The organism is Fodinicurvata fenggangensis DSM 21160 (assembly GCF_000686045.1).
Taxonomy (GTDB): Bacteria; Pseudomonadota; Alphaproteobacteria; order Kiloniellales; family DSM-21159; genus Fodinicurvata; species Fodinicurvata fenggangensis.
The window spans coordinates 69631-89607 of record NZ_JMLV01000009.1 but is presented as its reverse complement, the minus strand read 5'-3'; the positions used below and the strand labels follow the sequence as shown (position 1 = coordinate 89607).

The following is a 19977-nucleotide window of genomic DNA, read 5'->3' as shown; positions in this document are numbered from 1 at the left end:
TCAGGCCGCCTCGCGCCGATAACGCTCCAGCAGATCCTCACCCAAAGGTTCCAGGGCCTCGCGGCGAAAGACGGGGGCCTGCACCAGGCTTTCCAGTTCCAGCCTTCCCGTTCCCGGAAGGCCATCCGCACCGATCAGCATGGGGGCGCGAAACCATTCCAGCCGATCCACCAGCCCGGCCCTCAGAAAGGAGGTTGCCGTTCCGGCACCGCCTTCAAGAAGAAGACGCGTCAGGCCACGTTCCGCCAGCGCTTTCAGGACAACCTCCGGAAAGCGACTGTCGTCATCGGCGCCCTCGCAGGCCACCACCTCGACGCCGGACTCGCGATAGCCCGCAAGAACCGCTTCATCATGCTGCTTAGCGGTGAACAGCAATGTCGGCCGTATCCGCGCCTGGGCCACAAGGTCATGTTCAACGGGCAACTGCAAGCGCCGGTCCATCACCACTCGAACCGGTGAACGCGCATCCAGTCCGGGCAGGCGCACATCCAGCCGGGGATTGTCGGCGAGCGCCGTACCGCCCCCGACCAGGATGGCATCGTGACTGGCCCGCAGCAGATGGGCGCGAGCCCGGGCGGCCTCGCCCGTGATCCACTTGCTCTCGCCCGAAGCCAGCGCAATTCGCCCATCCAGAGAGGTCGCCAGTTTCAGACTGACCAGCGGGCGTCCCGTCAGCTTGTTGAGGAAAAAGCCGCGGTTCAGCTCGCGCGCCGTATCAGCGCAAAGACCTACTTCCACATCGATGCCGGCCTGCTGCAAGGCCGCAATTCCCCGCCCGGACACGCGCGGATCCGGGTCTTCGCAGGAAATGACACAGCGCTTGATGCCGCTTTCGATCAGGGCGTCGGTACAGGGCGGCGTCTTTCCGTGATGGGAACAGGGCTCCAGACTGATATAGGCGGTCGCCCCGCGGGCCGCAGGCCCGGCCCGGCGCAGGGCTTCCGTCTCGGCGTGGGGCCGGCCGCCCGGCTGAGTCCAGCCGCGCCCGATGGCCCGGCCCGCGGCCACGACGACGCAGCCAACCGCGGGATTGGGCGAAACCCGCCCAAGCCCGCGCCGTGCCAGCGCCAGGGCCGCCGTCATCCACAGCCTGTCTTCAGATGTCGCCGTCGCCACCGATCTTGCCTACGAATTCGCCGAAATCACTGGCCTCGCGGAAATTCCTGTAAACCGAGGCAAAGCGCACGTAGGCCACACCGTCCAGCGAAGCAAGGGCATCCATGACCATTTCGCCCACGACCTTGCTGGGAATTTCGCTCTCACCCGAGCTTTCAAGGCGCCGCACGATCCCATTGACGACCCGCTCCAGCCGCTCGGCATCCACAGGGCGTTTCTGCAGGGCGATCTGCATGGACCGCATCAGCTTGTCCCGGTCGAAGGGCTGGCGCTTGCCGTCCGACTTCACGACCGTCAGCTCGCGCAGCTGGACCCGCTCGAAGGTGGTGAAACGGGCCCCACAGTTGGGGCAGAGACGACGCCGCCGGATTGCGGAACTGTCCTCCGTCGGACGGGAGTCCTTTACCTGTGTGTCTTCATGACTGCAAAACGGACAGCGCATTGTCTTCTACCCCTGCCAGGTCCCGCGGTTCCTCTAGTCGATCAGGTCCGGATAGATGGGAAAGCGCTGGCACAGCGCCCGGACCTTTTCATAGACCGCTTTTTCGGCCTTGCTGTTGTCCTCTCGATTGTCGGCCAATGCGTCAAGGACCTCGACGATCATCTGGCCGACCTGACGGAATTCCTCCGCACCGAAACCGCGCGTCGTGCCTGCCGGTGTCCCCAGGCGGATGCCGGACGTCACGGCCGGCTTCTCCGGATCGAAGGGCACACCGTTCTTGTTGCAGGTGATGCCTGCCTTATCCAGGGTCACTTCGGCAATGTTGCCGGTCAGACCCTTCGGACGCAGGTCCACCAGGACCACATGGGTATCGGTGCCACCCGTGACGATATCCAGACCGCCGTCCTTCAGGGTCTCGGCCAGGACCTGGGCGTTCTCCACGACCTGCGCCGCATAGGTTTTGAACGAGGGCTGTAGCGCTTCGCCGAAGGCTACGGCCTTGCCGGCGATGGCATGCATCAGTGGGCCGCCCTGCAGGCCCGGGAAGACGGCCGAGTTGATCTTCTTGCCGATCTCCTCACTGTTCGAGAGCACCATGCCGCCGCGCGCGCCGCGCAGTGTCTTGTGCGTGGTGGTGGTCACCACATCGGCATGAGGCAGCGGACTGGGGTGCACCCCAGCGGCAACGAGGCCGGCGAAGTGCGCCATGTCCACCATGAACAGCGCTCCGACCTCGTCCGCGATCTCACGGAAGCGTTCAAAGTCGATATGGCGCGGATAGGCGGAGCCGCCGGTGATGATCATCTTCGGCTTGTGCTCACGGGCCAGGCGCGCGATTTCATCGAAGTCCATCAGGCCATCCTCGCGGCGCACGCCGTACTGCACCGGATCGAACCACTTGCCCGACAGGTTCGGCGCCGCCCCGTGGGTCAGGTGGCCGCCGGCCGAAAGCGATAGGCCCATGAAGGTGTCCCCCGGCTTCAGCAGGGCCAGGAAGACCGCCTGGTTGGCCTGGGCACCGGAATGCGGCTGGACATTGGCGAAGCTGCAGCCGAAGAGCTTCTTCGCCCGCTCGATGGCCAGCTTCTCCACCACGTCCACATGCTCGCAGCCGCCATAATAGCGGCGTCCGGGATAGCCCTCGGCGTACTTGTTGGTCAGGACTGTGCCCTGGGCCTCCAGCACGGCGCGCGAGACGATGTTCTCGGATGCGATCAATTCGATCTGATTCTGCTGGCGGTCCAGTTCGTCCTGGATGGCATGCGCCAGATCGGAATCGCTCTCCTCCAGTCCAGCGGTGAAGAAATTGTCTTCGGTCATGGCGGACTTCGCAGCTTGTGCAGTCATGTTCTCAGGGTCCTCGACGTTGTTGTCGGAATAAGGTGAAAGGCGCGGACAGCCTAGGCCTGCCCCAGTTTGTCGACGCGCCGTTGATGCCTGCCTCCCTCGAACTCCGTCTCAAGAAAGACCTTGAGGCAGGCCTTGGCAACCTCTTCGCCGACCAGGCGTGCCCCCAGTGCCAGGACGTTGGCATCGTTATGCTGACGCGCCAGCCGCGCAGAGGTTTCATCGGAACACAGCGCCGCCCGAACGGCCGGATTGCGATTGGCGGCGATGGATATGCCAATGCCGCTGCCACAAACAATGACGCCACGTGTCACACGCCCTTCGGCGATGGCTTCGCCCATGGCCCGTCCATAGTCCGGATAGTCGACCGACTCTTCCGAGTCAGCCCCCAGATCCAGGACGTTGTGGCCAAGCTTAGCAAGTTCTTCCGCCAACAGGCTTTTGAGCCCGTAACCGGCATGGTCGGAGGCTAGTGCTATAGTTTCGCGCGACATGTTCCGCTGTTCCTCAGGAAGGTGCCGGACGCTACCACATGTAGACGTGACTGCAAAGCCAAGCCCCCGGTTTCAGGTGACACCCGGGTTCAAGGCGGTTCGCAGGGTCAGGAACCGGTGGCTTCGGCGTGCAGGACGAAATGGATGACGATCTCGGCGCCAACCTGGGAGGTGTCCTCCCACTGGCCCTGCCCCACGCCATAGTCCAGGCGGTTGATGGCCAGTTCACCCTCGGCGCGCGCCTGCCGGTCCTTGCCTTCACCCTCGATTTCCAGGCTGAAGGGCAGGACCACGTCACGCGTCGTATCGCGCAGGGTCAAAGCGCCCTCGGCCTCGTACTGGCCTTCGCCGATCTCACGAAAGGACTCGGCCACGAAGCGGGCTTGCGGATAACGCTCGACATGCAACAGGCCTTCATCACGTATGGAACTGTCCCGTTGCCCTGATCCGCTGTTCACCGAGGCCGTTTCGATCGTTACCTCGACGCTGGCATTGTCCAGGTCTTCCAGGTCAAAGATGATAGCAGCGTCAAATTCCTCGAACACTCCCTCGAATTCGTCGCCCGACTGGCTGCCGATAAAGGCCAGGCGGCTCTGCTCATAGTCCGTCTGCCACTCGGTGGCCTGTACAGTTCCCGGAAGCAGCACCCCGATGGACAGCAAGCCTCCGGCCAGGGCCGGCAGCATGCGGCGCAGGACCGTATCCTTCAGCAGGAAGTGATGGCGCAATGCGGCGGCGGCATGCACCAGCACAAGGAGCAGCAGGGCGGTCGCCAGATAGAAATGCAAACTGGACATGAAGTGCATCAATTCCTCGTTGGCCTCAATGGGGCTGGGCAGGTTGAACAGGCCATAGACGACCGTGGGGAAACCGGAGGCGAAGCCGATCACCAGGCCGCTCGCCGGCATGGCAAGCATCAGGCAATAGAGCAGGACGTGGCTGGCGCGCGCGGCCAGCCTTTCCCAGGCCGGCATGCCGGCCGGAAGGGGCGGAGGCGGGTGGCGCCAGCGCCAGACCAGGCGCAGGATCACCAGGACCAGGATCGTCAGGCCAATGGACTTGTGAAGATTGTAGAATTCGATCTTCTGCGGAGAGTTGGCCATGGAAACCATGTACAGGCCAAATATACCCTGCCCGATCAGGGCGAAGGCCAGCAGCCAGTGCAGAGCGCGCTGGACAGGATGGTAGCGCTGGAATTGGACATCTTCGGTCATGGCACCCTTCCTGCCCTGAAGGTAGTCCTTCCTCAGCGTTTTGCCAGAGGCAAATGCCTTACAGGCTATGCAAGGTCCTGTTCCACCAGGTCAACAATCCGGGCAAGTATGGGGGTCAATTCGTAATCCTTGGGTGTAAAGACTGCAGCGGCGCCCGCTTCTTCCAAAGCCTTTGCGTCGGCTTCGGGAATGATGCCGCCCACCACCAGGGGCAAGTCCGCCAGGCCATCGACCTGCAGGCGTTCGCGCACCGCCGAAACCAGGGCCAGGTGACTGCCCGAGAGGATCGACAGGCCGATGACATGCACGCCCTCCTCCAGGGCCGCATTGGCAATCTGGGCCGGCGTCAGGCGGATGCCTTCATAGACCACCTCGAAGCCGGCATCCCGCGCTCGTACGGCAATCTGCTCAGCGCCATTGGAATGCCCATCCAGCCCCGGCTTGCCGACCAGCATCTTGGGCCGGCATCCCAGTTTCTCGGACAGGGCCTCGACGCGGCGGCACAGCTCCGCCAGGCGGTCCTGCTCCGCTGTCGAGACTTCGCGTCCACGCCCAAGGCCCGTCGGGGCACGGTATTCGCCGAAGACACAGCGCAGGGCCTCTCCCCATTCGCCGGTGGTCACGCCTGCATGAGCACAGGCGATGGAGGGCTCCATGACATTGCGGCCTTCCCGCGCCGCAGCTTCCAGTTCGGCCAGGGCCTGTGCGGCCTTCTGCCCGTCGCGTTGCTGTCGCCAGGCCTCCAGCGCCGCCACCTGTTCCGTCTCGGCCTGGGGGTCCGACTGCAGGTAGCCACCACCCTCGCCAGCGGTCAGTGGCGAGGGTTCGCTTTCCTGATAGCAGTTGACGCCGACCACCGGCAGATCGCCGCTTTCGATCGCGGCGAAACGCCGGGAAGCGCTGTCCACCAGACGTTCCTTGATATAGCCGCTTTCCACCGCCGCCACGGCACCGCCGCGCTCGGCCACGCGCGCCATCTCGGCTCTGGCCTCCTCCATGAGGCCCGCCACCTTCTGCTCGATCACGGGATTGCCCGTGAAGATATCCTCATGCTCCAGCAGGTCGGTCTCGCACGCCAGGACCTGTTGCAGGCGCAAGCTCCATTGCTGGTCCCAGGGCCGCGGCAGGCCCAGGGCCTCGTTCCAGGCCGGCAGCTGCACGGCACGCGCCCGTGCATCCTTCGATAGCACAACGGCCAGTGTTTCCAGGAGGATGCGATAGACATTGTTCTCGGGCTGCTGCTCGGTCAGGCCAAGCGAATTCACCTGCACGCCATAGCGAAAGCGCCGGTACTTCTCTTCCTCGATGCCGTAGCGTTCACGACAGATTTCGTCCCACAACTCCACGAAGGCGCGCATCTTGCACAGCTCGGTGATGAAACGGATTCCGGCATTCACGAAGAAGGACAGGCGCCCGACCACGCGCGGGAAGTCCGCTTCCGGCACCTGCCCACCATCACGCAGGCTGTCCAGGACCGCGGTTGCCGTAGTCAGCGCATAGGCAAGTTCCTGAACCGGCGTGGCCCCGGCTTCCTGCAGATGGTAGCTGCAGACGTTCATGGGGTTCCAACGCGGCAGCTCACGATAGGTAAAGGCAATGACGTCCGTGGTCAGTTTCAGCGAGGGCGCGGGCGGCAGCATGTAGGTCCCGCGCGAGAGATACTCCTTGATGACGTCATTCTGGACGGTGCCGGTCAGGGACTCCCGCGCCACCCCCTGCCGCTCGGCAGCCGCGATGTAGAGTGCCAACAGCCAGGGCGCGGTCGCATTGATGGTCATGGAGGTGTTCATCTGTTCCAGGGGAATGCCGTCGAACAGCGCCTCCATGTCCCCCAGGTGAGAGATCGGCACGCCCACCTTGCCCACTTCGCCCAGGGCCAGCGCGTGATCGCTGTCATAGCCCGTCTGGGTCGGCAGGTCGAAGGCAACCGACAGGCCGGTTTGCCCCTTGGCCAGGTTGTTGCGGTAGAGCGCGTTGGAGGCGCGCGCCGAGGAATGACCGGCATAGGTCCGGAACAGCCAGGGTCGATCGCGCCCAGGCTGCTCATGCTGCGCTGCACTCGCCTCTGAGTAAGTCACGCCCCATCTCCCTTCAATTTTTCCCTGTTATTTCTGATATATCTCATAATACGTTATGAAATTACCCATAAACTAGCACATTCGTAACATACTATCTTTTTGCATTGCAAAAAATATATCGTTGTAGTTAGCTTGCGCAAAAACAACCGGCACAACAAGCCGGTCCCGCAGAATTGGACAGGAACAAGGAGGCCGTCATGAACAGCGCTGCCGAAGTGGTGCAGACCCATCCCGGACAGGAAATCAAGGATCTCTACGAAGTGGGGGAAATCCCGCCTCTGGGGCATGTACCGAAGAAGATGTACGCCTGGGCGATCCGCCGGGAACGTCACGGTGAGCCGGAAAGCGCCATGCAGCAGGAGGTCGTGGACATTCCCGAGCTGGACAGCCACGACGTTCTGGTCATGGTGATGGCGGCCGGGGTCAACTACAACGGTGTCTGGGCGGCCCTGGGCCAGCCGGTCTCCGTCTTCGATGTGCACGGCGACGACTACCACGTGGCCGGCTCCGATGCCTCGGGCGTGGTCTGGGCCGTGGGTTCGGCCGTCAAGCGCTGGAAGGTGGGCGACGAAGTCGTGATCCACTGCAACCAGGACGATGGCGACGACGAGGAGTGTAACGGCGGCGACCCCATGTTCTCGCCCTCCCAGCGCATCTGGGGCTACGAGACCCCGGACGGTTCCTTCGCCCAGTTCTGCCGCGTCCAGGACCGCCAGCTGATGCCGCGGCCGAAACACCTGACCTGGGAGGAGTGCGGCTGCTATACGCTGACCCTGGCCACCGCCTATCGCATGCTGTACGGCCATCGTCCGCACATCCTGCGGCCCGGTCACAACGTCCTTGTCTGGGGCGCCTCGGGTGGACTGGGCTCCATGGCCATCCAGCTCATCGCCACGGGCGGGGCTAATCCCCTGGGCGTGATCTCCGACGAGACCAAGCACGACTTCGTCATGGGCCTGGGCGCACGCGGTGTCATCAACCGCAAGGACTTCAACTGCTGGGGCCGCCTGCCCGACGTCAACGGCGACGACTTCGGCGACTACATGAAGGAGGTGCGCAAGTTCGGCAAGGCGATCTGGGAACACACCGGCAAGGGCAACGACGTGGACTTCGTGTTCGAACACCCGGGCGAGCAGACCTTCCCGGTCTCCTGCTTCGTGGTGAAACGCGGCGGCATGGTGGTCTTCTGCGCCGGCACCACCGGCTACAATCTGACCATGGACGCCCGCTTCGTCTGGATGCGCCAGAAGCGCATCCAGGGCAGTCACTTCGCCAACCTGAAGCAGGCCAGCCAGGCCAATCGGCTGGTGATCGAACGGCGCATCGATCCCTGCATGAGCGAAGTCTTCGGTTGGAAGGACATTCCGCTGGCCCACACCAAGATGATGAACAATCAGCACAAGCCCGGCAACATGGCCGTCCTGGTCCAGGCCAAACGCCCCGGCCTGCGCACCATCGAGGACGCCATCGAGGCTTGATCCCTTCCCGGGCCAGGCCTTGCCTGGCCCGGCCCGAGCGGCCATAACTTACGCATCGCTTTCAGGCAGGAAAAGGGGACGCAACCTTGAGCCAGGCACGAACCACCGCTTCAGGCGCAGGCAGCGAGGGACTTCTCCTCGACGATCTGACGGCACTCTGCCGTGAGGCCTTGTCGGCAGCCGAAAGCTTCTCGGAAGCCGCCAAGGCGGCCCTGGCGGCCAGCGTCGCCCCGGAGGGCAAGCCTGACGCGGCGCTGCTGGAGCGCGAGCAGTTCGCCGCCCACGGCTATGCCTGGTTTGCCACCTATGTTGCTGCCTTGCGCGAGATGCTGAACTGGGCCGATCGGCTGGAAAGCGAGGGGCGCTTTGGCGAGTTGGAAGCGCTCATGCTGCAGGCCGCCTTCGGTGAGTACCTGAACCAGCTGTACGGCGGCATCGCGCTCAGCCAGGTGGAAATCCTGCGCCCTGTCGACCTGGGGCTGTCCGAGGCCGAGACCTATGCCTTCCTGACGCCCGCCGTGAAGAAGCTCTGCGCGTCCGGCCATACCGCTGCCGTGCGGGCCCGCATCGGCGATTTCCTGCACGATGGGCATTTTGGCGCGCCCGGCCTGGACGAGACCGAAGCCATGATCGCCGACGAGTTCCGCAAGTTCGCCGACGCCCATTCCGAGGCCGCCCATGAATGGCACCTGAAGGACGATCTGATCCCGCTGGAGGTGGTGCAGCAGTTGGCCGACCTGGGCGTCTTCGGCCTGACGGTTTCCGAGGCCTATGGCGGCACCGGAATGGGCAAAACCGCCATGTGCGTCGTCACCGAAGAATTGAGCCGCGGCTACATCGGCCTGGGCTCTCTGGGCACACGCTCCGAAATCGCCGCCGAGCTGATCACCCTGGGCGGCACACAGGCACAGAAGGACCACTGGCTGCCGCGCATCGCTTCGGGCGAGATCCTGCCCACCGCCGTCTTTACCGAGCCCAACACCGGCTCGGACCTGGGCAGCCTGCGCACACGCGCACAGAAGGACGGCGAGGTCTACCGCTTCACCGGTAACAAGACCTGGATCACCCATGCCGCGCGAACCGACGTCATGACCCTGCTGGCGCGCACCAACCCGGATGAGCCGGGCTATCGCGGCCTGTCCATGTTCCTGGCCGAGAAACCGCGGGGAACCGATGCAGAGCCATTTCCTGCCGAAGGCATGAGCGGCGGCGAGATCGAGGTGCTGGGCTATCGCGGCATGAAGGAATACGAGATCGCCTTCGACGGCTTCGAGGTGCCGGCCGCCAATCTGCTGGGCGAGGTCGAGGGCGAAGGCTTCAAGCAGTTAATGGCCACCTTCGAATCCGCGCGCATCCAGACCGCCGCCCGGGCCGTGGGCGTTGCCCAGAACGCCATGGAACTGGGGCTGTCCTATGCCCGGGAGCGCAAGCAGTTCGGCAAGGCGATCCTGGAATTTCCGCGTGTCTCCGGAAAACTCACCTGGATGGCGGTGGAGACCATGGTGGCGCGACAGCTGACACTTGCCGCCGCACGCGAGAAGGATTCCGGACGACGCTGCGACATCGAGGCCGGCATGGCCAAGCTGCTGGCCGCGCGCGTCGCCTGGGCCAACGCCGACAACGCGCTGCAGATCCACGGCGGCAACGGCTATGCCCTGGAGTACAAGATCTCGCGCGTGCTCTGCGACGCCCGCATCCTCAACATCTTCGAAGGTGCGGCCGAGATCCAGGCCCAGGTCATCACCCGCGGCCTCATGAAACCCGGCCGGAACTGACGAGGCTCCGGAAGGCCTGCTCGCCTTCGGGGGTGAAGGTCACGACACGCCCGGTTCCCTGCCGCAGCCAGCGGCGCTCCAGGAACTGCTGCAACAGGGCCGCCCCCAGGGCACCCGCCAGATGACCGCGCCGTTCACTCCAATCCAGGCAGCGCCGGCAGAGCGGCCGGCGTTTTCTCTCCAGAGATTCGATCTCGAGGCCGAAGTCCATGAAGAACCCGCGCCCGTCTTCGGTCAGGGCGGGGCGCTCGGCGTCATGGATCAGTCCGTGCCGTAGCAGTCCTTCAAACAGCTCGACCCCGCGCTCGCCGGCAAGGTGATCGTAACAGAGGCGGGCCTGGCGCAGTTGCGGGTCGCGCGGCCCGCTGCGCACGCGCACCGCGCCGGTGCGCTGGGCCAGCCCCATCAAACCTTCCAGCACCTCTGCAACGTCCGGATCCGAAAGCCGGAAATAGCGATGACGTCCCTGCTTTTCGGCTTTCAGGAGATTGGAGGATTCCAGTTTCGCGAGATGCCCGCTGGCGGTCTGCAGGGTCACGCCCGCAGCTTCCGCCAGTTCGCTGGCGGTGAGCGCCCGCCCATCCATCAGGGCCGTCAGGATGTTGGCGCGCGCCGGATCCCCCAGCAACGCGGCCACGGATGCGATCTTCGGTCCTTCGTTCATACTTCGACGTTAGCCGAAGCATAGGTGACATTCAATCCGCTAAGCTGCCGGCATCATCAACATCTTGAGGTCGATCAAATGATCACCTGCTTCATCCGTTATGAAATCGATCCCTGCAAGCAGCAAGATTTCGAGGCCTATGCCCGCAACTGGGGACAGATTATCCCGCGCTGTGGGGCTGACCTGATCGGCTACTATGCACCCCATGAAGGCTCCAGCACCACGGCCTACGGTCTCTACAACATCGACTCCCTGGCTGCCTACGAGAGCTATCGACAGTGATTGCGCGAAGACCCCGGTGCACGTGAGAATTTCGCCTTTGCGCAGAAAGAGAGGTTCATTCACCGGGAAGACAGGATATTTCTGCGCCTGGAATCAACACCGCACGGGAGGGACGCCAAATGATCGCCGTCATTTTCGAAGTCTGGCCAGCCGAGGGCAAATTCGATCACTACCTGGACCTGGCTGCTGAACTGAAACCCGAGCTGGAAGAGATCGACGGTTTCATTTCCGTTGAACGCTTCCAGAGCCTGACCGACTCCGGCAAGCTGCTGTCACTGTCCTTCTGGCGCGACGAGGAGGCGGTGCGCAACTGGCGCAATCGCCCGAACCACCGCGCCACCCAGGCCGAGGGCCGCGTCGGCGTCTTCAACGACTACCGCCTGCGCATCGCCGGCGTCATTCGTGACTACGGCATGAATGACCGTGCCCAAGCGCCCCAGGACAGCCGCGAGGCCCATGGCGGGTGATGCCGACAGTCCCTCGTTGGGGGATGACTATTCGTAACTCACACCGATCAGGTACAGGCCTTCCGGTGGCGCAGTTTCGCCGGCGGCGGAGCGATCGCGTGTTTCAAGGATGGCACTGATCTCTTCCGGCGCCCAGCGGCCGTGGCCGATTTGTTTCAGGGTACCGGCGATATTGCGCACCTGGTGATGCAGGAAGGAACGGGCGGCGGCGTAGATCTCGATCGTCTCTCCCTCGCGCACCACCTCCAGGCGATCCAGCGTCTTCACCGGCGAATCCGCCTGGCATTCCGAGGCACGGAAAGAGGTAAAGTCGTGTCTGCCCAGCAGGCGCTGCGCCGCAGCGGCCATTGCCTCTGCGTCCAGCTGCTTGGGCACCCACCAGGCACGTCCGGCATCCAGCACCAGCGGCGCACGCCGATTGACGATGCGATAGAGATAGCTTCGTTCCCTGGCCGAGAAACGCGCATGGAAGTCAGAGTCCACCTCCTCGGCCGCGATCACGGCCACCGGCTGCGGCTTCAGGTGATGATTCACGGCATCACGCACGGTGTCTGGCCGGGTCGAACGTTCCAGGTCGAAATGCGCCACCTGGGCCACGGCATGTACCCCGGCATCGGTGCGCCCCGCACAGTGAACAACCACGCGCTCGCCGGAAAAGGCATGAACCGCATCCTCTACGGCCGCCTGCACCGAATGTCCGTTGTCCTGGCGTTGCCAGCCGACGAAGGGTCCACCGTCGTACTCCAAGGTCAGCTTGAAACGTTGGCTCATTCCGGCTCCGGCAGGCTCAGGGTTGTGCCGGCCGGCACGGCGAAGCCACGCAGGAAATCCCCGGCCTTCAGGATGGAGCGCCCCGGGCGCTGCAGTTTCTCCAGACGCAAGGCGCCGACGCCACACGCCACCGTCAAGCGGTCATCCAGAACGGTCCCGGGCGCGGCGCCTGCCTGGCCGTCCTGCAGGGACGCCTGCACCACCTTGATGCGCGCGCCATCAAGCTCGCAGAAAGCGCCTGGCCAGGGGGTAAAGGCACGGACCTTGCGCTCCAGTTCCACCGCCGGCCGGCGCCAATCCAGCGCACTTTCCTCGCGAGTGAGCTTGGCGGCGTAGGTCACGCCCTCTTCCGGCTGCGCTTCCGGCGTTATGCGGCCCTCCACATAGTCAGCCAGGACCTCGGCTATGGCGTCGGCACCCAGAAGCGCCAGACGGTCATGCAGGCTCTGCCCGGTTTCATCGGGCGCAATCTGCAAAGGCAGGCGCGCCAGCATAGGCCCGGTGTCCAGGCCGGCCTCCATGCGCATTAGGGTCACCCCACTTTCGGCATCCCCGGCCAGGAGCGCACGCTGGATCGGCGCCGCACCGCGCCAGCGCGGCAGCAACGAGGCATGGACATTGACGCAGCCATGGCGCGGCGCATCCAGAACCGCCTGAGGCAGGATCTGTCCATAGGCCACCACCACGGCAGCATCCAGGTTCAGGGCCGCGAAATCGGCTTGCGCTTGCGGATTCTTCAGGTTCTGCGGCGTAGAGACCGGCAGGTCATGAGCCAGTGCCGTTTCGTGCACCGGCGAGCGCCTTTCGCGATGACCGCGTCCGGCGGGCCGCGGCGGCTGGGTATAGACGGCCACGATCTCGTGGCCGGCAGCAATCAAGGCTTCCAGGGTTGGCACGGCGAAATCCGGCGTTCCCATGAAGGCCAGGCGCAAGGGCTTCGTGCTGAATGGGATGGTGCTGTCCGACATGGGCTCGCTTATAGCATGCGCAAACGCCAATGCCAGCCGAAGGTAAAACCTTTAAGAAGCGGCCGCGTAGCTCGGCAGGCTGTGCGTCTTCTTGGCTTTCAGCAGCTTGCGCAGCACCATGTTGCGCTTCAGGGAAGACAGGTGATCCAGGAACAGGATCCCATCCAGATGGTCGATCTCGTGCTGGATACAGGTGGCCAGCAGGCCATCGGCCTCCAGTTCGCGGATTTCGTTCTCGCGATCGATGTAGCGGACGCGAATTTCCGCGGGGCGCGCCACCTCGCCGAAATATTCCGGAACCGACAGGCAGCCTTCCTCGTAAGAGGCATCGTGGTCGGATACCTGAATCAGCTCCGGGTTGGCCATGAGCAGGGGCTTGCGTTCCTCGTCCTCGGAGGTGACATCCACCACGATCACGCGCTTGGACACCCCCACCTGCGGCGCAGCCAGGCCAATGCCCGGCGCGGCATACATGGTCTCGAGCATGTCGTCCATCAGCTTCCGGATAGCGTCATCCACGCGCTCGACCGGCTTTGCCTTGGTCTTGAGCACGGGATCCGGTGCGGTCACGATGGGAAGCAATGCCATTTTGCGAGGTATCCGTTCCTTGAAATCCTTCTAATCTGGATAGGTATGCCGTTCACCAGCAGGCGTCAAGATTTGAAGCCGTGGGCCAGGCACGCCCCATGCTCCCGCGACTCTGACTGCTTGTGCTATGCAGGCCCCGGACGCTACGGAATGGATGGAGACTATGGACGGAGTTGACCCGCTTCTGCTGGCCTTGACGGGCTTGGTCGGCCTGATGGTCGGTGTGGTGGTGGCGCTTCTGCTGCGCCGGGGCCAGGACCGGGGCAATCAGGAGGTTGACCAGCGCCTGCGCCAGCTGTCGGAGAGCCAGGCGGCCGTACAGGCCCAGATGTCCGAGAGCCTGCGCGCGCAGGAACGGGCACTGGCGCGCAGCATGGAGGAGCGGCTGTCTGACTTCTCGAAGAAGATCGGGGACCGCCTCAACGAATCCCAGACACAGCAGTCCAAGAGCCTGACCGATCTGCGCGAGCGCCTGGCGGTGATCGACAAGGCGCAGCAGAACATCACCGAGCTGTCCGGCCAGGTGGTGGGCCTGCAGGACATCCTCTCCAACAAACAGGCGCGTGGGGCCTTTGGCGAGGTCCAGCTGCACGACATCGTGGAAAACGTCCTGCCGCCTTCGGCTTACAGTTTCCAGGCTTCGCTTTCGACCGGAACGCGCGCGGACTGCCTGCTGCTGCTGCCCAACCCGCCGGGTTCGATCGCCATCGATTCCAAGTTCCCGCTGGAGGCCTTTCGCAATCTGCGCGCGGCCGAGGACGAAGCCAGCCGTACGGCGGCCATGCGCGCCTTCACCAACGATGTGCGCAAGCACATCAAGGACATTCGCGACAAGTACATCATCGCCGGAGAAACGGCGGAATCGGCGCTCATGTTCCTGCCCAGCGAGGCGGTCTATGCCGAACTGCACGCCAACTTCACGTCTCTGGTGGAGGAATCCTATCGCGCCCGCGTCTGGATCGTCTCCCCCACCACCCTGATGGCGACTCTCAACACCGTGCGCGCCGTGCTCAAGGACGTGCGCATGCGCGAACAGGCCGGTGTCATCCAGACCGAGGTCCATCACCTCCTGGCCGATGTCGGACGCCTGGACGACCGCGTCGGCAAGCTGCAGCGCCACTTCGACCAGGCCACCGAAGACATCCGCCAGATCCGCATCTCCACCGAGAAGGTTTCCAAGCGCGGTGAGCGCATCGAGGATCTTCAACTGGAGGACAAGGAAGACAGCGAGGCGCAGATCACCCCACCGGTGCGGGGTGAGGAATAGGGATCACGGCAACAACAGACGTCCCGTCAAACCTCGACATCCGCCGCGATCCGCAGATCCCGCAAGGGACGCACAAGGGCGATGGCTTCCTGGTAGAGGGGGTGGTCCTTGAAGGCGGCCAGTTTGTCCGCGCCTGCAAATTCGCCATAGACCACCAGGTCCACCTCGTTGCCAAGCTGGTCGCGCTGAAGGTTGCGGCGCACCTGCAGGATATCGGCATCGGGCACCTGTTCCAGTCGCTTCAGGCCGGCCTCGGCGGCTTCCAGGTCAGTCGGGTTCTTCACAGTAAAAAAGACCATGTGGCGAATCATGCGCGAATAACTCTCTTCTCTATTCTGTTGCGTTGTTTCGGTGAGTCAGGGACGCTCCGCTAGAGTTCCAGCGTGCCCTTGATCAGGATCTGCGTCTCGCCGCCGATCAGGATGCGTCCAGGATCCTTCGTCGAGGGCGTGATGGTCACGCGCCCCTCGCGGCCCAGGCGCGTCCCCTGGCGCACGGTGACGGGACCGGACAGCCGCCCCTCTGCCGCCATCCACTGGGCGATGGCCGCATTCAGCGATCCGGTGATGGGGTCCTCCGACATGGCCGTTGGCGGCGCCAGCAGGCGCACCTCGTAATCGCTGTCGCTGCCGGCCGGCTGGGGACCGATCAGACCCACGTCATGCAGCCCGGCCGCACGCAGACCTGCCGGCTCCACTGCCAGCACATCGTCCGCGCTTTCCAGTTCCAGGACATTCCAGTCGGGTCCATTGTTCAGCCAGGCCGAGCGCACCACCCGTTCGGAGAGCAGTTCCAGGGCGCGCACCAAAGCCGCCTGATGGCCTTCCGGCAACGGTCCGATCTGCGTAGGCGGGGCCGCGAAGGCCGGCGTTGCTCCCGTCAGGTCGATCTCCACCAGGCCCACGCCGCATTCCTGCCGAACCAGGCCCGCCTCGATCGGCACACCGCCGCCGTGCAACCAGGCCGCACAGCTGCCCAGCGTGGGGTGACCGGCAAAGGGCAGTTCGCGTTCCGGCGTGAAGATGCGCAGGCGATAGTCGGCTGCCGCGTCCTCGGGCGGCAGCAGGAAGCTGGTCTCAGCCAGATTGGTCCAGGCGGCGAAATCCTGCATCGTCCTGTCCGACAGGCCGTCAGCATCGAGCACCACGGCCAGTCCGTTGCCCTTGGTGGGCACGGCGGTGAAAACATCGCACTGAATGAAGCGGCGTTGGGTCATGACGTTCTTCCTCCCGCTCACTCTCGCGCGCCAGGACCATCAAGTAAACTGTTCCTGGAGAAAAAGGCATTTGCCAAGTGCAGGAAAGCAGGTCCAAACCTAGAGGAAACTTTCTTCCAACTGGATCTCCGGCTGCGGCGTGCCTGGCCAGCTAAAACGATAGCGGGCCGCCCGGCGGAGGTTGCCGACCAGTGCGGGACGGAAACAGGCAAGACAGGTCCCGCCGGAGCGCCGGACCGAGGGATGGACGACACCGTTGGCGCCGGCTTCCAGAAGCTGCTCGGACAGGGCTTGCGAAGTTCGATAGCTCTCAGGCGCCAGGCAGCCGGCAATTTCCGGCGTCTCCCCAGGTCATGGTAGTCTCCACCAAAGTCCGCCAGGTAGTCGTCGTAGGTGACGCTTTCCTCGAACCAGTCGATTTCCGCCAACTCCACCGACTTGTGCCAGGCGATCTCGGCCTGGGATGTCTCAAGCTCGAAGCCGGCATACCAGACGCCCCTGTCCGGACCGTTGAAGCGGCTGCCAAGCGGATGGGTATGGGTGAAAGCCGCATTGACAATACCGGCATAGGAAACACCGAAGACCAGTTCGTCACGGCCGATTCCCGGCAACAGATCCGCTTCGGCCCGGAGGCGGTCATTGGTGATGTTGTCGAGCTCGAAGATCCCCTGCAGGCATGCAAAAAGCCCGGCAAGCTGACCTGCCGGGCTTCCTGGATGTAAAAAAAGAAGGCGTGCGTTTACGAGCGCAGCAGCTTGCTGCAGGCCTCGGCAACCTCGCTTTTCATTTCGGACTCTTCGCCCGTACTGGCCGGAACGAAGCGTAGCGCCAAATCGGCACGTTCTTCGTTGCGATAACCGCTCAATCCTTCAAGGGTGTTGCCCTGAACAAGCCAGTGATCGCGTGCCATTTCCTCGCAGACCGCCGCCAAGGTATTGACACGACTTGCCTTCACGTTCTCTTCCATGGTGTCCGCCATGACGACCCAGTTTGCCGAAAAGGCAACGATCGTGATGGCCACGGCGCCGACGACGGCACCACCGATCATGGGTTTGGCGATTTCGAATCTTTCTTTCATGGTCATGGCTGAACTTCCCTCAATTATAAATATTTCTATATAATTATGCGAGTATGCAAATATATATACTGCAACCATGAAGTCATTTAATTGTGGCTTTTAAATGGCAAATTCTAATACTCCAAAATAATTTGGAATATTATTTTCCAATTTTATTGAACTATTTCAGTGGAATTCTTAGAAGAATCAGAATATCACGCCTGACTCCTTCTCGGTACGGACAGGACATCCATCCCCTCATTTGGATAGGTCAGGTGGCACCAGTGGGGGCAAGCCGCTTGGGGCCATAGAAGATCACCCAGGCCTTGAAGTCCTGGCTGAAAGTCTCAAAGCGGTGCGGCACATGGGCCGGCACGTAGAGCATGTCGCCGGGTGTGAAGGACACCACTTCCTCACCCCGCCGGAACGTCCCCTCGCCCGTTGCAACGATATAGAGCTCGTCGCGATCATGCGGCGTCTGGCGATCCTCACCGACCGGGGCATAGAGTTCGACAGTCACCTCGCTGCCCTGCTCGAACACGATTCGGGCGGGATGATCGGCTGACACCAGTGCGGCCGCATCGCTCAGTTTCACCTGGATATCGCTGTCAGACATGGCCAGCCTCTCACCGTTCCACGCGCACCCGGTAGGTCAGGGTTGTCTCACCCTTGGCAGGCACCTCCAGGGTCCAGACCGGGCGCCCGGCCCCTTCCATCTCGCTTTCGGCGCTTTCTTCCCGGATGCGTGCGCCCTGGGGCATCCGCCCAACGACCTCGACTTCCACGGCCATTTCCCGCGCGTTCTTGACCACAATCTCATGTGCGGCCTCGAAACTCTCCTCGGACAGACGCTCGAAGTCGGTCTGGCGCGCCGTGGCGGTGACATCGAAGGCCTCGCCCAGCCTCAGCGTCACCTCGCCATCCTCCGGTGTGTGGTCCATCGGCGCCTCACCGGCAAAAAGCGGAGCTTCCTTAGCCTCACCCCTGTCATAGACACGTACCGTGCCTGCTGGCAGGGGCTGGCCGGTCTCGCCGTCATTCACGAAAGCCAGGTGCAGACCTGCTGAGACCGGCCTGTCCGGTTGGCCACCGCCGGCCGTGGCGAGCCCGTCAAAGCGATAGATGCGCTCGGCTGCAATGTCTTCCAAGGCGAAAAGGCGGCGCTGTTGCTGCTCACCGGGCTGCAGGCTGACCGTCCCCTCCAACTCGTAGACATAGCGATCGGCGCGCGAGACCGGAGCACCCATCTCCTGCTGTTCCATGGAATCGGCAGCCATGCTCTCGGATGCGCGCAGCATGGTCGGACGCGGCATCTGGTTGCGGGCCACTTCGCCTGCCACAAGCCGCAGGCCGGCATCATGAAAGGCAACGTCTGTCTGGTTGTTCAGCGTGACACTGGCGGTCAGCGCAAGTCTGTCATCCTCTGAAAGCCTTGCCACATAACTGGCCTGCCAGCCCAATCCCTCGGTCAGATAGGTCAGCGGCAATTCCCCCGAACCACTGCGCCGACTGTCCACTGTCAGGTTCAGCGCCGGTTCGGCCCGCAAGCCACCGGGGACGTCCCTGGGTAGGGTCATGAGGGCGATGCGCCCCGGCGGATCGATCTCGATGCGATCGCCCAGGTCCAGGACCGGCGTTCCGCCGGCCATGGACAGCAATTCGGCATCCAGCTGTTCGCTTTCTCCGGTTTCGGGGATCTCGCGAATAAGCAGGACGCGCTGCCCGACGGCCTGCTTCAGCAATTCGCTTCTTGTCAGGTTGGCCGGAAGGTAGCTCTGGGACACAAGATCCAGGTCATCAGCCGCGCCCAGCGTCACACTGTCCAGCACAAGCTGGTTGCTGACACCCGTAAGCGAGATGCGGTTCTCGCCTTCGACCAGAGGCAGCCAGCGCACCTCGTCCACCTGGGTCAAACCGTTCTGATAAACGGTCAGGCCCAGTTCCTGTCGTGCTTCGAGGCCGATCACCCGCTCCTGAGCCAAGAGGGGTAAGGCCGTCAGGGCAGACAGCGAAAGCGTCATCACGAACAGGGACCTTTGCAGAAACATCGACCTTCTCCCGATCTTGTGATTGTGCGGGCAGGCTGGCGCACAATTACGGCCGCAGTTTGACCAAATCTGGCTGCGGCGTGCCGTCAGCCGCCGGCCGGTCGCCGTGCCCGGAAAGCCGCCATCAGGGTGCCATCGTCCAGGTAATCAAGCGCACCGCCCACGGGGACGCCCTGGCCCAGCCGCGTCACCTCGACCGGCAGCTCGGCCAGACGCTCGGTGATGTAATGGGCCGTGGTCTGGCCATCCACAGTGGCCGAGAGCGCCAGGACCACTTCCTTGACATCAGGGTGTTCCGCACGCTTCCAAAGCCCGGAAAGATTGAGCTGTTCGGGGCCACGACCGTCCAGAGCCGACAGTGTTCCCCCCAGCACATGGTAGCGCCCCTTGAAAACACCGCTGCGCTCCAGGGCCCAGAGATCGCCGATCTCCTCCACCACACAGATCAGGGCGGGATCGCGCCGACCATCCCGGCACAGCCGACAGGGGTCGCTGTCATCCAGGTTTCCACAGATCTCGCACTGTTGGATATTGTCGGCTGCACGTACCAACGCATCTGCCAGCGGACGCAGCAGGTCCTCGCGCCGTTGCAGCAGGCTGAGCGTCGCGCGGCGTGCCGAACGCGGCCCGAGCCCCGGCAGGCGCGCGAGCAGCTGGATCATGCGGTCGATGTCGGAAAGGCTCACGCCGGCCAGGCTCCGCCAG

22 protein-coding genes are annotated in these 19977 nt (G+C 63.5%); 5 read left to right on the top strand and 17 right to left on the bottom strand.

The genetic code is table 11. The features are described from left to right. The 6 genes from ribD to BP38_RS0112780 all read right to left on the bottom strand — a co-directional run bounded on the left by ribD (nucleotide 1) and on the right by BP38_RS0112780 (nucleotide 6691). On the bottom strand, nucleotides 1–1116 hold the full coding sequence (ribD, locus tag BP38_RS0112810) for a bifunctional diaminohydroxyphosphoribosylaminopyrimidine deaminase/5-amino-6-(5-phosphoribosylamino)uracil reductase RibD (RefSeq protein WP_026988044.1): 1116 nt from the start codon (nucleotides 1114–1116) through the stop codon (nucleotides 1–3). Next, a complete protein-coding gene (gene nrdR, locus BP38_RS0112805) occupies nucleotides 1097–1558 on the bottom strand; it encodes a transcriptional regulator NrdR (RefSeq protein ID WP_022729493.1) in 462 nt (153 codons plus the stop codon). Before nrdR ends, ribD begins: the two co-directional genes overlap by 20 nt. Before the next feature lie 33 nt (nucleotides 1559–1591). Then, a complete protein-coding gene (gene glyA / locus BP38_RS0112800; protein WP_245602409.1) occupies nucleotides 1592–2905 on the bottom strand; it encodes a serine hydroxymethyltransferase in 1314 nt (437 codons plus the stop codon). Nucleotides 2906–2958: 53 nt separating this feature from the next. Next, a complete protein-coding gene (gene rpiB / locus BP38_RS0112795) occupies nucleotides 2959–3399 on the bottom strand; it encodes a ribose 5-phosphate isomerase B (RefSeq protein WP_026988042.1) in 441 nt (146 codons plus the stop codon). 107 nt (nucleotides 3400–3506) lie between these two features. Further along, complete coding sequence (locus BP38_RS22665) at nucleotides 3507–4613, bottom strand: cytochrome b/b6 domain-containing protein (protein ID WP_155992429.1); 1107 nt, start codon at nucleotides 4611–4613, stop codon at nucleotides 3507–3509. 65 nt (nucleotides 4614–4678) lie between these two features. Continuing rightward, a complete protein-coding gene (locus BP38_RS0112780) occupies nucleotides 4679–6691 on the bottom strand; it encodes a protein meaA (RefSeq protein WP_026988041.1) in 2013 nt (670 codons plus the stop codon). Between the two features lie 197 nt (nucleotides 6692–6888). On the opposite strand from BP38_RS0112780, the gene ccrA reads away from it, so the two are divergent. Next, entirely contained in the window at nucleotides 6889–8169 is a 1281-nt protein-coding gene (gene ccrA, locus BP38_RS0112775; RefSeq protein WP_026988040.1) for a crotonyl-CoA carboxylase/reductase, read from the top strand. 86 nt (nucleotides 8170–8255) lie between these two features. Next, a complete protein-coding gene (locus BP38_RS0112770; protein ID WP_026988039.1) occupies nucleotides 8256–9944 on the top strand; it encodes an acyl-CoA dehydrogenase family protein in 1689 nt (562 codons plus the stop codon). Here BP38_RS0112770 and BP38_RS0112765 read toward each other — a convergent pair. Beyond that, complete coding sequence (locus BP38_RS0112765; protein WP_026988038.1) at nucleotides 9922–10608, bottom strand: ArsR/SmtB family transcription factor; 687 nt, start codon at nucleotides 10606–10608, stop codon at nucleotides 9922–9924. The two genes, BP38_RS0112770 and BP38_RS0112765, sit on opposite strands and share 23 nt — an antisense overlap. A 78-nt stretch (nucleotides 10609–10686) precedes the next feature. On the opposite strand from BP38_RS0112765, the gene BP38_RS23265 reads away from it, so the two are divergent. Next, entirely contained in the window at nucleotides 10687–10890 is a 204-nt protein-coding gene (locus BP38_RS23265) for an NIPSNAP family protein (RefSeq protein ID WP_322098958.1), read from the top strand. A 119-nt stretch (nucleotides 10891–11009) separates the two neighbouring features. Then, nucleotides 11010–11357 (top strand): antibiotic biosynthesis monooxygenase family protein, encoded by a 348-nt coding sequence (locus BP38_RS0112755; RefSeq protein WP_026988037.1) that lies wholly within the window; start codon nucleotides 11010–11012, stop codon nucleotides 11355–11357. A gap of 27 nt (nucleotides 11358–11384) precedes the next feature. Here the strand turns inward: BP38_RS0112755 and truA are convergent, their stop codons facing one another. From truA to def, 3 genes are read right to left on the bottom strand one after another with little or no spacing between them, the layout of a single operon-like run. Beyond that, entirely contained in the window at nucleotides 11385–12128 is a 744-nt protein-coding gene (gene truA / locus BP38_RS0112750; protein ID WP_026988036.1) for a tRNA pseudouridine(38-40) synthase TruA, read from the bottom strand. After that, entirely contained in the window at nucleotides 12125–13096 is a 972-nt protein-coding gene (gene fmt, locus BP38_RS0112745; protein ID WP_051609337.1) for a methionyl-tRNA formyltransferase, read from the bottom strand. Before fmt ends, truA begins: the two co-directional genes overlap by 4 nt. Before the next feature lie 51 nt (nucleotides 13097–13147). Further along, nucleotides 13148–13684 (bottom strand): peptide deformylase, encoded by a 537-nt coding sequence (gene def, locus BP38_RS0112740; protein WP_026988034.1) that lies wholly within the window; start codon nucleotides 13682–13684, stop codon nucleotides 13148–13150. 163 nt (nucleotides 13685–13847) lie between these two features. On the opposite strand from def, the gene BP38_RS20610 reads away from it, so the two are divergent. Then, the gene (locus BP38_RS20610) at nucleotides 13848–14951 is read left to right on the top strand and encodes a DNA recombination protein RmuC (RefSeq protein WP_245602408.1); all 1104 of its coding nucleotides are present in this window, start codon (nucleotides 13848–13850) and stop codon (nucleotides 14949–14951) included. Nucleotides 14952–14977: 26 nt separating this feature from the next. Here BP38_RS20610 and BP38_RS0112730 read toward each other — a convergent pair whose 3' ends face one another. From BP38_RS0112730 to recR, 7 genes are all read right to left on the bottom strand, one after another. Next, a complete protein-coding gene (locus BP38_RS0112730; RefSeq protein ID WP_322098957.1) occupies nucleotides 14978–15250 on the bottom strand; it encodes a Dabb family protein in 273 nt (90 codons plus the stop codon). A gap of 71 nt (nucleotides 15251–15321) precedes the next feature. After that, a complete protein-coding gene (locus tag BP38_RS0112725) occupies nucleotides 15322–16167 on the bottom strand; it encodes a PhzF family phenazine biosynthesis protein (RefSeq protein ID WP_026988032.1) in 846 nt (281 codons plus the stop codon). Nucleotides 16168–16184: 17 nt separating this feature from the next. Further along, on the bottom strand, nucleotides 16185–16778 hold the full coding sequence (locus BP38_RS22295) for an RES family NAD+ phosphorylase (protein ID WP_211250312.1): 594 nt from the start codon (nucleotides 16776–16778) through the stop codon (nucleotides 16185–16187). Between the two features lie 128 nt (nucleotides 16779–16906). Further along, entirely contained in the window at nucleotides 16907–17251 is a 345-nt protein-coding gene (locus BP38_RS22660; protein ID WP_026988030.1) for a hypothetical protein, read from the bottom strand. A gap of 244 nt (nucleotides 17252–17495) precedes the next feature. Further along, nucleotides 17496–17840: a cupin domain-containing protein gene (locus tag BP38_RS0112710; RefSeq protein ID WP_035725159.1), complete on the bottom strand. Its 345-nt coding sequence runs from the start codon at nucleotides 17838–17840 to the stop codon at nucleotides 17496–17498. Nucleotides 17841–17850: 10 nt separating this feature from the next. Next, entirely contained in the window at nucleotides 17851–19272 is a 1422-nt protein-coding gene (locus BP38_RS0112705) for a DUF4139 domain-containing protein (protein WP_026988028.1), read from the bottom strand. 86 nt (nucleotides 19273–19358) lie between these two features. Continuing rightward, nucleotides 19359–19958 carry a recombination mediator RecR gene (gene recR, locus BP38_RS0112700; RefSeq protein ID WP_026988027.1) on the bottom strand — a complete coding sequence of 200 codons (600 nt, stop codon included), beginning with the start codon at nucleotides 19956–19958 and terminating at the stop codon, nucleotides 19359–19361. Nucleotides 19959–19977 lie beyond the last annotated feature (19 nt).

Coding starts and splice junctions, on each gene's coding strand:
- nrdR (WP_022729493.1), bottom strand. CDS start 1,558: ATGCGCTGTCCGTTTTGCAGTCATGAAGACACACAGGTAAAGGACTCC.
- glyA (WP_245602409.1), bottom strand. CDS start 2,905: ATGACTGCACAAGCTGCGAAGTCCGCCATGACCGAAGACAATTTCTTC.
- rpiB (WP_026988042.1), bottom strand. CDS start 3,399: ATGTCGCGCGAAACTATAGCACTAGCCTCCGACCATGCCGGTTACGGG.
- BP38_RS22665 (WP_155992429.1), bottom strand. CDS start 4,613: ATGACCGAAGATGTCCAATTCCAGCGCTACCATCCTGTCCAGCGCGCT.
- ccrA (WP_026988040.1), top strand. CDS start 6,889: ATGAACAGCGCTGCCGAAGTGGTGCAGACCCATCCCGGACAGGAAATC.
- BP38_RS0112765 (WP_026988038.1), bottom strand. CDS start 10,608: ATGAACGAAGGACCGAAGATCGCATCCGTGGCCGCGTTGCTGGGGGAT.
- BP38_RS23265 (WP_322098958.1), top strand. CDS start 10,687: ATGATCACCTGCTTCATCCGTTATGAAATCGATCCCTGCAAGCAGCAA.
- BP38_RS0112755 (WP_026988037.1), top strand. CDS start 11,010: ATGATCGCCGTCATTTTCGAAGTCTGGCCAGCCGAGGGCAAATTCGAT.
- truA (WP_026988036.1), bottom strand. CDS start 12,128: ATGAGCCAACGTTTCAAGCTGACCTTGGAGTACGACGGTGGACCCTTC.
- fmt (WP_051609337.1), bottom strand. CDS start 13,096: ATGTCGGACAGCACCATCCCATTCAGCACGAAGCCCTTGCGCCTGGCC.
- def (WP_026988034.1), bottom strand. CDS start 13,684: ATGGCATTGCTTCCCATCGTGACCGCACCGGATCCCGTGCTCAAGACC.
- BP38_RS20610 (WP_245602408.1), top strand. CDS start 13,848: ATGGACGGAGTTGACCCGCTTCTGCTGGCCTTGACGGGCTTGGTCGGC.
- BP38_RS0112730 (WP_322098957.1), bottom strand. CDS start 15,250: ATGGTCTTTTTTACTGTGAAGAACCCGACTGACCTGGAAGCCGCCGAG.
- BP38_RS0112725 (WP_026988032.1), bottom strand. CDS start 16,167: ATGACCCAACGCCGCTTCATTCAGTGCGATGTTTTCACCGCCGTGCCC.
- BP38_RS22660 (WP_026988030.1), bottom strand. CDS start 17,251: ATGACCATGAAAGAAAGATTCGAAATCGCCAAACCCATGATCGGTGGT.
- BP38_RS0112710 (WP_035725159.1), bottom strand. CDS start 17,840: ATGTCTGACAGCGATATCCAGGTGAAACTGAGCGATGCGGCCGCACTG.
- BP38_RS0112705 (WP_026988028.1), bottom strand. CDS start 19,272: ATGTTTCTGCAAAGGTCCCTGTTCGTGATGACGCTTTCGCTGTCTGCC.